Raw genomic sequence first — 14,408 nt, 5'->3', positions numbered from 1 at the left:
ACCCCTTTGATTCTCCTTTGATTTCCTTTGATTTTGTTTTGGCCCCATTCCCCGACACAAGCATACAAGCATACAAGCATACAAGCATCTCAAAAATTAGAGGCTAAAAGCGCCCTGATGTATTAGAGAGAATGAATAGACTTTTGGGCTCTACATGGGCTTATTGAAAACGCATACCTGTTGCCCGGTTCTGGTCATAGGGCAATGCCAGGAAAGTACCACCATTACGTTGTGTCACTTCGCGCATAAGAATAGAGAAGCGATTGGTGGCATAGTTGGACATGAACCCGACCGCATGAATTTTGGCTAATTTTTTCCCTGTTATTTTATTGCGATTTAGCGCATCAACACTATCAATCACCGCATCATACGATGCACCGGTGTAGTCATCTCCAAAAATATAGATCGACAGTGAAATATTCGGCTTGGCATATTTTTTCAACGCCACTTCAAGCCCTTCAACCGGACTACTGTTTGACGCACTTTTCCATGCGCCGAACACATTCATCACGCTCTTACGCCGCTGCGGCGTATCGCGAATCCACTTACCTGAATAACTTGAGATCAGAGGCATGCCATTGTCATTCATAATTTGAAATCCCTTCACCTTGGGATGAATCTTCAACACATTAAGCACGGTCTTAGACACGCTATTCCAAATCTGAAGCATACTGCCCGAGGTATCGACAATAAAAATAATATAATCGCTATCAACAGGAATGCCGCCAACCTCTTCATCCCTGACCGTCGCTGAACTTGGTCTGATGGAGGCTCTATTGAGAGATGATTGCACCAAGGATAATCCATCAAGGTCACCATCGAGCTTCTCCAGCTGATTGGTTTTATCGCCCATCTCTTTCCGTGCGCCCTTCTCAGAAGCCTGCAGCAAGCTATTAATCTGCTGCAAGCGAGCCAGTTCCTGACGTTTCTTTTCAAGCTCTCTGGCTGAATCAGAAAGCTGACTCTCCGCCGACACCACCTGCTTCAGCAAGGATTCAGTTGCTCCCAGATCCAAAGGATTAGGTAAGGGTTTGGAGATCAACACCAGTAACACCACTGCCGCAAAGGCTGATGAGATAATATCCAGGAATGAGATGGTAAAAATCTCAATATTGTGTCTGCGTAGTTTCATGGCCAGCTCGATGCCGGACTAATCAGCAGACCACCCGTTGCAGCAGTCCAACGCCAATACTCAGGTGCTGCATCCGGATCACCCTCAATCGGCAGTAGAATGACATTGATTTTAGTGCCTTGCCCCGGTGCACTATCCGCAACACTCTGGCGAAACAGTTTCACGCGACATAACCCTGAAATATTATTGGATTTTCCCAATAGCGAGCCACAAGCAGCAAACGGATTGAGGCTGGCGTATCTTGATATGCCATCGGTAGGCAAGCCATCGGTCACCAGATAAATATCCGTTGGCTTTAAGGCGACTGACTTTTTCAGCCCCCGTTGTAAATTTGTAGAGCCTGTTGGCACTAGCGTATTGAGATCACGCTGAACGGTTCCAAGTGCTGCCGCATCGCGACTGGAGAACCAGCCACCGCCAAGTGCTGTTGCCTGTTTATTAAAAGTGACTACAGCCAGCTGACTGGATTTAGGACTGCGGGCAAGTAACCAACGCACGATACGTAGCGTTCGTTTCCATTTAGGCCCGCTTTTTTTCTCTAGCGCTGAACTGTTCTTTCGACGGATGATGTCGATGAGCTTTTCATCTGTCATCGATGCACTGCTATCGATAAGGAAGACGATTCGCTTACCCTCTACTTTGATCCCCATGATATAATCTTCTTCACCACCGGGGTCACTGCGAACAACATCATCTTTTTTTGCTTTAGGCGCATTTTTTATCGTCTTTTTTACAGCCGAGAGTTGTAATGCTTTTTGCGACAGCTGGTCACTTTTTTGTATCAGTTCGGATTTCACATCTGAGATTTTCGCCTGCACTTTGGTGATTGCAGCAGCGGCTTTTAAACTATCCTGATCAACACTGGCGATAGCACGCTTAAGATCGGCATCCTGCTGCTCAATACGGGCCAGATCCGCATTCAACAATTCTGTTTCAGGAGAGGATCTGTCCACATCCTGTTTAACCAGAATCAGCACGAGGATAATCGCACCAAGGCCTGAGGCCATAATATCCAAAAATGCAATATTAAAGCCTTCTGTTTTACGGTGGATTTTCAGCTTGGGCCTACTGCTCGGAAATCCGTTTCAAGAGAAACTGCTCACAATAATCCTGCGTATCCACCACAAGACCATCCTGCAATCGCAGTAGCTGATGCAGCATAAACATCAGAACGATACTGATCAGCAAGGCCACAAAGGTTGAGTTAAAGGCCAGCCCCAGACTGTTGGTCATGCCACCAATATCCCCGGCCAGGGCCTGGTCGGCCTGAGCCAGTGCTCCGCCAATGCCGCGCACTGTCCCGATGAACCCAATCGAAGGAATAGCCCAGATCAAATACCGGATCATGGAGTTACCCGCATCTTGCCGAATGGCCATCGCTTCAATACTCGAATCAATCGCATCGGATGTATTCTGCACATCGCTGGTGATCAGATATCGGCGCACGCTGGCCATTAATGTCATCACCAGCGGTGTTGATTTGGTCTCCACCGGCAAGCTTTCTAAATTTGTAAGCGCGCTATGGAGATCAGCACCTTGCTGCTCACTTTGATCGAGCAGATCGACACTGAACAAATAGCGGTCTTTGAGAATGGCCATGCATTTACTCAAGATCAAATAACCAGCCCAGATCATCAGGATAATGCAGATCTCCTGCTCATAATCTTTCATAATCACAAGGATATCGCGCGGTGCTGATTGCCCTGCCTGCTTGGCCATTTGCATAATCAAATCGGCTTGAGGTCGTACAAAACCGATATATGCGAGGTGAACGGAAATCGCACTAACAATCAGTGCTATAAAGCTCTTTATCATATCTGTCATTTATATATCCACCGGAAATGTTGCTGCTGAATTGAGCTTAATCGACTGCATCGCAGCATTGGCAGCACCTACTGCCATGCCGAGTGCCACTAGTCCGAGCATGGCAAGGATAAAGAACCGTGTCCTGGATCGTCTATTTTTCTCCATTGATTCCTCCATAAACATACCTTGCGACTCTAAACCCTATATCATCTCGCCCTGCTTTTTTACCTTCACGATAAGCCGCTCTAAGTTCAGTGATGCCGCCAGAACGCCAGTTTGAACCTTTAACGGTATGGGTATCACCAATTCTCGCCCCTAAGGGGTTTACCTCTGCCTTCACACCGGCATTCGGTACCAACGCATATACATCGTGTACCCACTCACTGACATTGCCAGTCAGATCATATAAACCCATGCTTTCAACAGGAAAACTGCCTGTTGGTGCGACACCGGCAAAGCCATCGGAATAGTTGGGCACATAGCGCGCTGTGCTACCTTTGGCCGATTCATCCGCAATATTTCCCGCTTTCGGAGCAATCGTAGTGTCATCACCCCAGGCAAACCTGGTCTGTTTTGACTTGCCTGCTTTTCTGGATAACCACTCCCACTCCGCCTCACTTGGTAAGCGGTATCCAGCCGATTCGATATTCGAACCGATCAAGCGACCAGCCCGAATATCATAAAATGGAACCATGCCCTCCTGCTGACTAAGCCAGTTGCAATACGCTGCCGCTTCAATCCAGCTAATCGATGTCACCGGTTCATTTTTGGCTCCGGCAACAGCTTTAAATCGCGAAAATTGACTGCGCGATACCTCATGCGTGGCAATGTAGAATGGTTTGGTCAAGCGCACCGTTCTTAAAAACTCATTGGCCCGTTGTCCTTTCTCATGTCGCGGAGCTCCCATCACAAACAGATCATCTGGCTTGAACAGTTTAAGTTCAATGCCTGCACTATTGCGCATCAATGCAGGTGACTCTGCAAGTTTGGCCTCTATTTCAGTCGGTAAGACCACCTTGATCCGTTGCACAGATGCGCTGCTTGGCACAACAATCTGTTGGTGCGAACGGTAACCTTTTTTATGGATCACCAGGTGATGAGATATTGCAGACAACTCGAGTTCCAACGGTGTTTTTCCCACTTCTTTGCCATCGATGCTCACCACCGCAATTGGACTAGAGACAACACGTACAAGGCCCATCTCTGCCTTCAAGTTGAAAGCGATGCTTTTCTCCTCGCCCGATTTTGCAGAGACCTTACGATGCTGTGGAAAGTAACCGTCCTTTTCATATCTGAGTGAATGAACCAGCCCTGCCTTCACCTGCAAACGTCCTGCCTTCACCACCTTTCCATCCAACAACAGCTGCCCACCCTGAGGGGCGGTATGCACATCCAGATAAGCCCCTTTCAGAAGCAACCTGTAATCTCTTTCCACCACACTTGCACTATTGGTCAGCTCTACCGCCTCGGTAATCGGCTCATAATCACCATAGGAGACCACAATCTGATACGCCCCGCCCTGCTTTGCGATAGAGACTGGAGCCTTGCCAATCAGCTCGTCATTGATATGAACCTCGGCACCGGCTGGAACAGTGCTGATATGAAACTGACCGGAAACCTTTTCCAGAGATTCACTCAGCTGCAACTGCTCAGCTCTCTTGATTGTAATGGGAAGCGTTTTTATCAGGTAGTAGGGACTATCGATTGTAATGCTATAGTTTCCAGCATACAGATCTTGCTTGAACGCCGCCCCAACAGACACCATGCGATCATCAACAAACCAACGTGTTTGATCTGACTCCGGTGCTGTGATGATATGAAGTTCTCCTGGCAAGGGCTGCAATTCAACTCTTACCGTTCCGCCAATTTCAGATGCTGATAAGGTTTTATGCGATGCCCTGAACCCCGTAGCAGAGACTTCAATCGTTGGATTTGCACTCCAGGAATAGACCTTATGACCGAGTGCCTTTCCCACGCCATCTACAACCCGAACGCTGGCAATCTGCCCGGCCTCTTCAGGCTCAACATCTATGCTGGTGGCATTGGAAAGCACCAAAATCGCAAGCATAACAAACAGACTTAGAATCAACGCAAGCGTGGCAAATATATATCGTCTTCTCTGCCTGGCCTTGGCTTGCAATAGCTCGGCAGTCATTCGTGCTACATGGCTGGAACTCTGATTCTCTCCGCCCGTTGGGTTGTCTGATTCAGATGCGTTCATCACAAATGACCTCCACCCTGATCATCGCCCCATCAAGCGGCACACGCACCTGCACAAGCTTGGATTTGTAACCCGGGCGGGTACCTTCAAAGGTATACTCTCCAGCCTTCAACTGAATTTCACGACCGGGCGTAAGACCAACCTTCCCGACACCGCGTACCAGAATATATGTGTTATTATCCGATTTCACCATTACAGCTCTTTTTACATTCACTTTTGCGAGCAAGGTTTTCAACTTCGTAATTTGAAGACTTAATCGTTTACTATTGCGCGCAAACACCTCTGCCTGGATCAGCGTATCTTTTGCTTCGTCAGAAATATTTTGTGCCGATAATCTGTCTGATCGTGTGATATAGTCGTTCAAGGCAGCTTGCAAACTCACCACCTTCGTGGCCAGCTGGAATCCATCTCGAAGCGTTTTATCCTGAGGATGTCGCTGTAATGATTCCGCGTAGATTCGCTCTGCCTTAAGCCACTCATCTTGCCTGATCATCTGCCCTGCAACGCTAAGCCACTGCTTTAGATCAAGCCTTGCCGAGATTTTAGCGATGGCATCATTGAGAGACTTCAACTCAGCGCGTTTGGCATACAGACGTTTTGCTCGATGATAATTAAGCCTGGCTGTGTTGATATCGTTTTTTTCCAGTGCCTGCCATGCGCTGCTTATCCATTGCGAAAATGTCCTCTCCTTCAATGTTTCAGCCAACATCTCTTTTCGCTGTTTGAGGCCACCCCGATCGGGGGCAATCGCAAATGCATGTTCCAGTACCGTCAGTTCTTTCTCAAAATTATTTTCTATGCGTGCTACATCTGCACGCTTCAATAGTTCCAACAGCTCAGGCAGCGCTTCCAGTTTTTTCAGAAGGTTCTTGGCTCCAGACTCATCCGGCTTAAGCAATAGTGCTTTTGTCACATGAAATTTACCGGCGACATAATCATCATTTTTGAGAGCATTCTCCGCCATCAACATTTCCGATACAAAAGTCTCACCCCATTCCACTAACAGCTGCTGTGCCAGCAATGACAATTGATCAAGTCTCTGGCTTGCAAGGGCGTAGTCTCCTTTGGCAAAGGATGAGAGCACATCTTCCTTCAGTGTATGCAGTGCCGCATTTTCTTCCGGCTTCCACTGCTCCAGATTCGCGCGCGCAAGGGCAGGCTCCTGCTCTTCTTCAAAGGCCTGCAAACGCTTCATCACAACCTCGCGAATCCCCTGCTGATGCATATCCTGAATCGGTGCCTGCTGCTGAACCGGTGTCTGAGCTTGCAAGGACACTGAAGGTGATTGCGAAGCAACAGGTTCTGGCATCTTAGATCCAATCATTGTCATCAGCACTACAGCCACAACACTGAACACAAGCACCAATGTAACCAACAATAGCATACGCTGACTCTGCTTTTGACTGGCTAGACTCGCTTGTTGTAGTTTCTCTTCTAGCATCTGAAAAGGGGGCTGCTAAAGCTGAACATCTGGAGTGGCTTCTTGCTCAAACATTCTTTTAAGAAAAGCTCTCCATTGAGAAAACTGCTGCTTTGCGCTGCCCGTTAATTTGGCCGTAGTCTGCTCATGTTCAACTACCTGAGGTGCCATTTCACCCTCAATAGATTGACCAAGTTCAATTAACGCATCTCTATGAAACTTAGACTCTTCATTCATCTTTACGCTGGAACCCAACATACCCATGCCAACCTGTCCGGCAACGATAGCCCCGGTTGTTCCCGCCACAACACCACCGGTGGAATTTGAGTTTCCACCAGCGACAGCCGATAGCACAGCAAGTGCAATCAGACCAATACCAGCAGCAGCATTACTGATCGACTCCATTTTTGCCTTGTGCGCCGCCTTCACCTCTTCAAAACTCTGTTTTTGCCACAATGCATAACTGGTTTCCATTTTCTGATTAAATTGTTCGTAATGCGGCTGCATACGATCGATAAACAACTGATCCCTAACCCGAATCGCCTTCACTCGCCGTAACATGCTGTCATTGGCATCCGGATATCCCAGCAGCGTAAACTTGTTGCCTTTCACACGCATGTATCGGGAGAAAGCATCATCAGAAAAATTTGCCCCGAAACGCAAATCAGTAAGCGCCTGCAGATCTGTTAACTGCTTATCCTTATGATCATTCAACGCTTCCACCAGTTTTTCTGCGGCCTCCTTGAACACAGGCGCGTAGGGATCTTTACCTTTATTTCTTATATTATTGTAAAAGTCGGCGGCCACTTCATGGTCAAATGATTTATCAAACCACTTTTTTCCACTGATATCAGACACATTGATATCAATATCGATATCCACACCATTTGACTTATTAATCTTACCTACAACATACAGATCACCGGTTGCACTGCTATCAGGCATCACCCGAACTGCTCCAAATGCTCCCGTTTCTTCAAGTGCCAATTTCATCTGGTAGGCAAAACGGGATGCTTCAGCGCGACGCAGTTCTGGCCAAACACCTTCAGCTTCATAATCTTCGGGATCATCAGGAAGTCCCGGATCGAAGACAGGCACAATGATATCAAGCTTTGGTTTCTCAATGGCTGGAGCGACTTCTTCCTTCACCGCCGTTTTATCATATGCAGATGAGGGTTGTGGCCCCACCTTAGTATGGGGTGAACCGCCAGTACCTGTCGCACAGCCCGATAACAAGACAGAGCAGGCAATAACAATCGAAACCATCTTTTTAAACACCATCATGCTTTTCGCCCTCCTAATGCTTACCCGTAACAGGTAAACCCTTATATTTCCTATATTCATTCCACAGTTTTTCTTTAATCACAGGATCAGTCTCATGGATGGCAGCCTGCCGAATTTGCTCTTCAAGCACACTATCATTATCAGCAGGAGGGATATCATCCGGCACCTTTCCGCTGCCTAACACCTTTTTCATTTTTACGTTTTTACGCTGATCCAACGCTTCAGGATCAGCATCTGCCGCCTGATCCTGACGCTCACTATCGGCGCTCTTACTTGTCCCCGTCATTTCAGAACTGGCGGTTGATCTCTCGCTGCCACTCTCCGCGTCATTTGCTGCATCATTAGCAACAGCAGCATTCAACTGCCTGTTCTGGCAACGTTCATATTTATTCAGAGAGTTCAACAGCGCCTGATCCATTAAATGAATGGTTTCCTCTCTCGTCAGACCTGAAGTCTCTTCATAGGAAACGGAACTGTCGGCACAATCATCAACCGCATCGTGCTCACGCGTAAAATTTTGCGCCTGAGCCTCTCCTGCGATTAAAAAACAAACCGAGCATATAAACGCAAACAGGTACTTCATCTTCCAATCCATTAACAATGCCATCTAAAACCTCATTCGTGAAATGCATAGCACACTAGAAACAATTATGTCACCAGTATCGCATCATAGTGTAGTTATCTTAAGGATAAATGAACGAAATATTTTTTCTACAAGGCCCGATGAAATATTATGCTGCCGGCGTATATGCACGATTCTGTCATTGATTCCAGACAGGGATTGTTTGTAATAATGATGCCCAGTTATTGCCGGGAGTGATCTGACCACCGCAGACGTTGTGGCTAGCGCCAGTAACTGCAGCCAGTGTATTGGGAGTCCCCATCAAGGTGTGACGTGCCAATAGTGCAAAGCTGATCGCTTCCACCGCCTGGGCAGGGATACCGACCGCATCGGTGCGTTGCACATTGGCTGGCGCTAGCTTTTCAGTGAGCAGAGCCATGAGATGTTTATTGCGTGCGCCACCACCACAGATCAATACCGATGCTGGTGAGTCAGAGCATGAGGCATCTATCATCGTCATCATGCTCTCGACAATGGCTTCAGCAGTAAAAGCGCAGGCGGTAGCCATGCGATCAGCATCGGACAGATCGGGCCAGCCGATGATCTGTTGCACTATATCTTCACCAAAGGCTTCACGACCTGTTGATTTGGGCGGCGTGCGTTTGAGAAAAGGATGCGTCATGAGTCTTGCCAGCAGTAAAGTAGAGACCTGACCACTGGCGGCCATTGCGCCATCCTGATCAAATATTTTTTCACCTGCACTGATGTTCACCATGAGCGCATCCATCAACATATTGCCGGGCCCTATATCAAAGCCTGTCGTATGGCCCTGTTGATCTATCCATGTGAGATTGGCAATGCCGCCTATATTCACGATAGCTGTATTGTGTTGATTGGATGCAAAAAGGTGTCGGTGTGCAAACGGCACCAACGGAGCACCTTCTCCACCAGCGGCAATATCACGGCTGCGAAAATTAGATACGCATGTGATACCGGTAACCTCTGACACTGTCGATGCACAGCCGATCTGTAGCGTGAAAGGGTGTAAGGATTCAGGGCGATGGCGAATGGTTTGCCCGTGACAGCCAATGGCTGCAATTTCATCGGTATGGATGCCAGCTTGCTTTAATGTCTTGAGCACTGCTTCGGCATAAGCATTTCCAAGCGCACGATCGAGTTCACCCATAGCATCAATTTCACTATTGCCTTCTTCATTTTCAGGGACTGCCAGATGCAAAATGGTTTGCCTCAGGCTATCAGGCATGGGAAATTCATTGAATTGGAGTAGTTCAGGCTTTTCACCACTGCGAACAACGGCGACATCAATACCATCGGCAGATGTACCGGACATCATGCCTATAAACAGTGGCGCGGAAGCGTGGTTTGATATTAGGGGCATGGATTGGGATGCATGCGATGAACAGCTTCGATCTCTTCCAAACATGCGTCGGTGAGTGTGATGCTATGGCTGTCAATATTGCTAGCCAGTTGCTGCATATCGGTAGCTCCGATAATGGTGCTGGTGACAAACGGCTGCTGGCGGATAAACGCCAACGCCATTTGGGCCGGGTCGAGCCCATGTTTGCGGGCTATCTCAATATAAGCTGCCGTGGCCTGATCAGCTTCAGTATTGCTGTAGCGGGTATATTGTTCAAATAGCGTAATTCGAGCATTCGCAGGTCGGTTACCATGTAAATATTTACCGGATAACACACCAAAGGCCAGCGGGGAGTAAGCCAACAGCCCCATATTTTCTCGACAGGATATTTCAGCTAAGCCAATCTCAAATGAGCGATTGAGCAGATTATACGGGTTTTGAATGGATGCAATGCGAGGTAACGCCTTGGTTTCGGCGAGATGCAAATGCTGCATCGCACCCCAAGGTGTTTCATTGGAAATGCCGATGTGACGTACTTTTCCGGCATCTACCAGTTCCTGCATGGCGCTCAGAGTCTCTTCAATCATATCGCCTGATTCATCATGCTGATGTTGATAACCGAGTTTGCCGAAGTAGTTGGTATTGCGGTCAGGCCAGTGGGTTTGGTAAAGGTCGATATAATCGGTCTGCAAGCGGCGCAACGATCCTTCGCAGGCGGCAATGATATTTTTGCGATCCAAACGCGCCTTGCCTTCTCGGATATGCGGACACCAGATAGTTGGGCCACATACTTTAGATGCAAGAATGATATTATCGCGGAGGCCTGTCTCTTTAAACCAGTCTCCGATAATGCTTTCTGTTTTACCATAGGTATCGGCCTTTGGCGGCACGGCATACAGTTCCGCAGTATCGAAATAATTGATACCTTGATCATGGGCGTAGTGCATCTGTGCAAAGCCTTGAGTCTGATCGTTCTGCTCGCCCCAGGTCATACTGCCCAGGCAGATGGAGGATACATTCAGCCCCGTTCTGCCAAGCTTGTTATAGATCATCTGCTCTCCCCTGCATTATAAATGGCACCGCCATGGGTGGCGTAATATTGCAACACGTCGATAGCGCTTTGACGGCAGATATCCGTTTCCACTGTAATACCCCGCTGCTCAAGAGCATGCCGCCAGGCATCCATTTTAGGACCTTCATCAAAACCAATTCCGCGAGCATCTTCATCACGCGCCCCACATACCAGATGTTTGATTCCAGACCATGGGATGGCACCAAAACACATGGCGCAGGGTTCACAACTGGTAACCAGTTCAAAACCTCTTCCTGGTTGTTGGCTCAGATTGGCCAGGTCAAAGCTGCCCAATTGTTGCTGTGCCATACTGATGGCAATCATCTCGGCATGGGCGATGGAGCAGTGTGATGAAACCACAAGATTCACACCGACAGCAATCAGTTGATGGGTCTTGATATCAAAAATGGCGGCTCCAAAGGGGCCGCCTGTGCCATGGTCAATATTGTGTTGAGCCAGAGATATTGCGAACATCATACGCGCTTTTGATGTTGCATAATGATGATCAGATTTACTGACCAGCTCTATCAGCCAATCAGGGATACGGATATCAATGGCATTGGACATCATCATCGAAATACTATGCGTAGGCTGACATGATATATGAAATACTTAGAAGCCTATCAGATGGACTGCAATCCAGCTGATCGCCCCCGTGAGCAGCACTACAACGGCCAAGCCTGCAAGCCACTCTACGGCCCATTGCATAATAGCCCAACTGGTGATTAAGCCAACAATCGTGACTGTCGTGTTCAGGCTTGAATTGGTGCGCCACGGTATATCCAGCGTATAGGCAATAAATTCAGGCGTTAAGGCACCAAGAATTGAGATTGCAATAATATTGGCAAAGATTACAGCCTTCATCCATTCAATTCTGTCATTATTGCGATCACGGTCAGCAAAGAAATATGCTGCTATTGCAAATAAGAAGAAAAAGATCATCCAGCTTAATGAGATAACTTCAGATGCGTGCAAATCCATTCTCCTTGATATATTCTGATGATACTGTGTTGCGACGTAGTATTGCAGTATAAGCGTTTCTAGTATAGAAAATCATGATGAGGGGCAAATGAACATCAATGTAACATCAATATTTGAAGACAGACGCCAAGTATTCGCCTGGGTACATTTGATCAGCAGCATCACACTGCTCATCTTTGTGTTTTTACATTGGTTTCAATCATGTTGTTTGGCGCTTGCATCGTTGGAATTGATGTTGGCACTGGTGATGTTATTCAGCTATTGGCGTATTCGCCAGGGAGCAGATCTACTGCAGGTAGAGAATACGCTGATGGCATCAGGACTCGTCTTATTCTCTGCGTTGGTACTGTTCGATAGCATTGAAAACACTGGCATCTACTGGTTGGCTGGTTTTCCTTTTGTCGCTTATTTTGTGCAACAGGTGAAAAAGGCACGTTACTGGGTTGCCATATTTGTGATTGAACTGATGCTCATCAGTGCATTGCAGTCGTTTGAGATAATTGAGACTATGTATTCGGGCATGCAACTGTTTCAAATCATGTCTGTGGTGCTTTTTTACTGGGTGTTCGCACATATTTATCAATCCCAGCTTGAATGGCGCAAAATACAGCTGGAAGAATCGTATCGGGCACTGACGCAACAACAAAATCGTATGCAGGTGATTTTAGATCATTCTCCGATTGGCATGTGGATGATAGATGGCAATCGGAAAATTCAATTTTTAAACAGGGCATGGGTAGAGATCTGTGGTGTTTCGGAAAAGCAGGCACAGCAATCCAATGATTATACGCTATTGCTGCCTGAAAGTATGGTGGAGAAATCGTTAGCATCAGATGCAATCTGCCTGGAAAATAAACAAGCCTTTTATGGCCGTGATGAGATGACATGTGCTGACGGGCAAATAAGAACATTTGATTTTATCAAGGTACATCTGGCCGATAACGATGCACATGGCACTGGCCTTGTTGGTTTCGCGATTGATGTCACTGAAAAACTAGCGGCAGAAATAGAGCAAAAGGCATTGGAGCAACAGGTTCAGCATTCACAGCGTCTGGAATCACTGGGCGTAATGGCTGGTGGCATAGCCCATGATTTTAATAACTTGCTAACCGTAATTCAGGGCAATATTGAACTTGCCAAGCTGGAAGGTGATCTGTCTGTATCCATGCAGGATACATTGGCCTGTGTTGACTCGGCCGCCCATACCGCCACCGATCTATGTCGGCAAATGTTGGATTATTCAGGTAAAACAGTGATGCGCCCTGAAGCATTGAATATGCAAGTCTTGATAGAAGACATGTTGTCGCTGCTTGAAGTATCCAAGAGTAAAAATGCAGAACTGTTTCTGCACGTGGATAAGCAGCAACCATGGATCATGGCTGACCGCGCCCAAATGAAACAGGTGTTGTTGAATCTGGTGATTAATGCATCAGAAGCCATCGGGACCAAGGCGGCGGGAGAAATTCATATTTCTATCTGCCGTAAATCTCTGGATGCGAATGAAGTGAAGCGTTTTGTCGATGTCGATATGAAACCGGGCGATTATACTGTGTTGATGGTGCAGGATAATGGTATGGGCATGAATGCCGAAACGGCAGGGCGCATGTTTGATCCGTTTTTCACAACAAAGTTTACAGGCCGTGGCTTGGGTTTGAGTGCCTTGCTTGGCATTTTGCGTGCGCATGATGGTGGTATGGAAGTTCAGAGTCGATTGGGCAAAGGCACTACGATGACAATATGGATTCCGGAAATTGATAGTGCGCCTTATACCCATTCCAGCGTAGCCGGTGATCTAAAGCGGGCACTGTCTGGTCGCGTGTTATTGGTAGATGATGAATCCAGCGTGCTGCAGGTTACTACCCGTATGTTATCACATCTGGGTTTGACAGTTTCGACCGCATGCAATGGCCAGCAGGCGATTGACCTGTTTATCAAAGACTCTGATTTCGACTGGGTATTGCTGGATGTAACCATGCCGCAGATGGGTGGACTGGAATGCTTACAAAAGCTGCGAGAGATAAGGCCGGATATCTATGTAGCAATGGCCTCGGGCTTCGATGCTGAGAGTGCTTTGGCACCGGATAATCAGTGTCCACCTAATGATTTTATCAGCAAACCATTTACCCTTGAAGCATTGCGTTCCGTGGTTGCCAAAGCGCAGAAATTAATAGAAAGCAGTTAATTTAAGATGTTTAACACGCTTTCAGGAGGTCTGCCGACGGCAGCTCTGTCGCCATTGATAACAATGGGCCGCTCAATTATTTTGGGATAAGCCACCATTAAAGCGATGGCTTCGTTGCGCGACAGGTTTTTATCCTTTATGTGAGCTTTGAATTCTTCTTCACCACTACGCATAAGCTCATGCGGTTCTTTGCCGAGCATATTTAAGATGCGATCCAGTTCACCTTCAGATGGCGGTGTTTTCAAATACTCGATGATTTCAGGCTGCACACCATGCTCCTCTAGCAGAGCCAATGTTTGTCTGGATTTGGAGCAGCGTGGATTATGGTAAATAGTAACGGACATGATTTCTCCTGATGGGTCATTCAAAT

14 protein-coding genes are annotated in these 14,408 nt (G+C 47.3%); 1 reads left to right on the top strand and 13 read right to left on the bottom strand.

Features of this window, described 5'->3' with window-relative positions; all coding sequences use genetic code 11:
* Positions 1–160: 160 nt before the first annotated feature.
* From D8Y20_RS08960 to D8Y20_RS08910, 12 genes are all read right to left on the bottom strand, one after another.
* On the bottom strand, positions 161–1,132 hold the full coding sequence (locus D8Y20_RS08960; protein WP_121542889.1) for a hypothetical protein: 972 nt from the start codon (positions 1,130–1,132) through the stop codon (positions 161–163).
* Positions 1,129–2,148: a vWA domain-containing protein gene (locus D8Y20_RS08955; protein ID WP_147434052.1), complete on the bottom strand. Its 1,020-nt coding sequence runs from the start codon at positions 2,146–2,148 to the stop codon at positions 1,129–1,131. The genes D8Y20_RS08960 and D8Y20_RS08955 overlap by 4 nt, the downstream gene beginning before the upstream one ends.
* A 49-nt stretch (positions 2,149–2,197) precedes the next feature.
* The gene (locus tag D8Y20_RS08950; RefSeq protein WP_121542885.1) at positions 2,198–2,956 is read right to left on the bottom strand and encodes a MotA/TolQ/ExbB proton channel family protein; all 759 of its coding nucleotides are present in this window, start codon (positions 2,954–2,956) and stop codon (positions 2,198–2,200) included.
* Complete coding sequence (locus tag D8Y20_RS13615) at positions 2,957–3,103, bottom strand: hypothetical protein (RefSeq protein ID WP_153232660.1); 147 nt, start codon at positions 3,101–3,103, stop codon at positions 2,957–2,959.
* Positions 3,090–5,159 carry an SUMF1/EgtB/PvdO family nonheme iron enzyme gene (locus D8Y20_RS08945; protein WP_121542883.1) on the bottom strand — a complete coding sequence of 690 codons (2,070 nt, stop codon included), beginning with the start codon at positions 5,157–5,159 and terminating at the stop codon, positions 3,090–3,092. The genes D8Y20_RS13615 and D8Y20_RS08945 overlap by 14 nt, the downstream gene beginning before the upstream one ends.
* Positions 5,146–6,600: a hypothetical protein gene (locus D8Y20_RS08940; RefSeq protein ID WP_147434050.1), complete on the bottom strand. Its 1,455-nt coding sequence runs from the start codon at positions 6,598–6,600 to the stop codon at positions 5,146–5,148. Before D8Y20_RS08940 ends, D8Y20_RS08945 begins: the two co-directional genes overlap by 14 nt.
* A 15-nt stretch (positions 6,601–6,615) precedes the next feature.
* Positions 6,616–7,863 carry a hypothetical protein gene (locus D8Y20_RS08935; protein ID WP_121542879.1) on the bottom strand — a complete coding sequence of 416 codons (1,248 nt, stop codon included), beginning with the start codon at positions 7,861–7,863 and terminating at the stop codon, positions 6,616–6,618.
* A gap of 13 nt (positions 7,864–7,876) precedes the next feature.
* Positions 7,877–8,470 carry a hypothetical protein gene (locus D8Y20_RS08930; protein ID WP_121542877.1) on the bottom strand — a complete coding sequence of 198 codons (594 nt, stop codon included), beginning with the start codon at positions 8,468–8,470 and terminating at the stop codon, positions 7,877–7,879.
* A 154-nt stretch (positions 8,471–8,624) separates the two neighbouring features.
* Positions 8,625–9,824 carry an anhydro-N-acetylmuramic acid kinase gene (locus D8Y20_RS08925; protein ID WP_121542875.1) on the bottom strand — a complete coding sequence of 400 codons (1,200 nt, stop codon included), beginning with the start codon at positions 9,822–9,824 and terminating at the stop codon, positions 8,625–8,627.
* Entirely contained in the window at positions 9,815–10,855 is a 1,041-nt protein-coding gene (locus D8Y20_RS08920) for an NADP(H)-dependent aldo-keto reductase (RefSeq protein ID WP_121542873.1), read from the bottom strand. Before D8Y20_RS08920 ends, D8Y20_RS08925 begins: the two co-directional genes overlap by 10 nt.
* Positions 10,852–11,448, bottom strand: coding sequence for a nucleoside deaminase (locus tag D8Y20_RS08915; RefSeq protein WP_201265595.1), 597 nt, complete (start codon positions 11,446–11,448; stop codon positions 10,852–10,854). Before D8Y20_RS08915 ends, D8Y20_RS08920 begins: the two co-directional genes overlap by 4 nt.
* A gap of 39 nt (positions 11,449–11,487) precedes the next feature.
* Positions 11,488–11,850 (bottom strand): hypothetical protein, encoded by a 363-nt coding sequence (locus tag D8Y20_RS08910; RefSeq protein WP_147434049.1) that lies wholly within the window; start codon positions 11,848–11,850, stop codon positions 11,488–11,490.
* 94 nt (positions 11,851–11,944) lie between these two features.
* Here D8Y20_RS08910 and D8Y20_RS08905 point away from each other — a divergent pair, with 94 nt between their 5' ends.
* A complete protein-coding gene (locus D8Y20_RS08905) occupies positions 11,945–14,038 on the top strand; it encodes a PAS domain-containing sensor histidine kinase (RefSeq protein WP_121542869.1) in 2,094 nt (697 codons plus the stop codon).
* Here D8Y20_RS08905 and arsC read toward each other — a convergent pair.
* Positions 14,035–14,382 carry an arsenate reductase (glutaredoxin) gene (gene arsC / locus D8Y20_RS08900; RefSeq protein ID WP_121542867.1) on the bottom strand — a complete coding sequence of 116 codons (348 nt, stop codon included), beginning with the start codon at positions 14,380–14,382 and terminating at the stop codon, positions 14,035–14,037. The genes D8Y20_RS08905 and arsC overlap by 4 nt on opposite strands.
* Between the last annotated feature and the right edge of the window lie 26 nt (positions 14,383–14,408).

It is taken from the genome of Mariprofundus sp. EBB-1 (assembly GCF_003665155.1).
Lineage (GTDB): Bacteria > Pseudomonadota > Zetaproteobacteria > Mariprofundales > Mariprofundaceae > Mariprofundus.
This window is presented reverse-complemented; position numbering and strand designations above follow the sequence as displayed.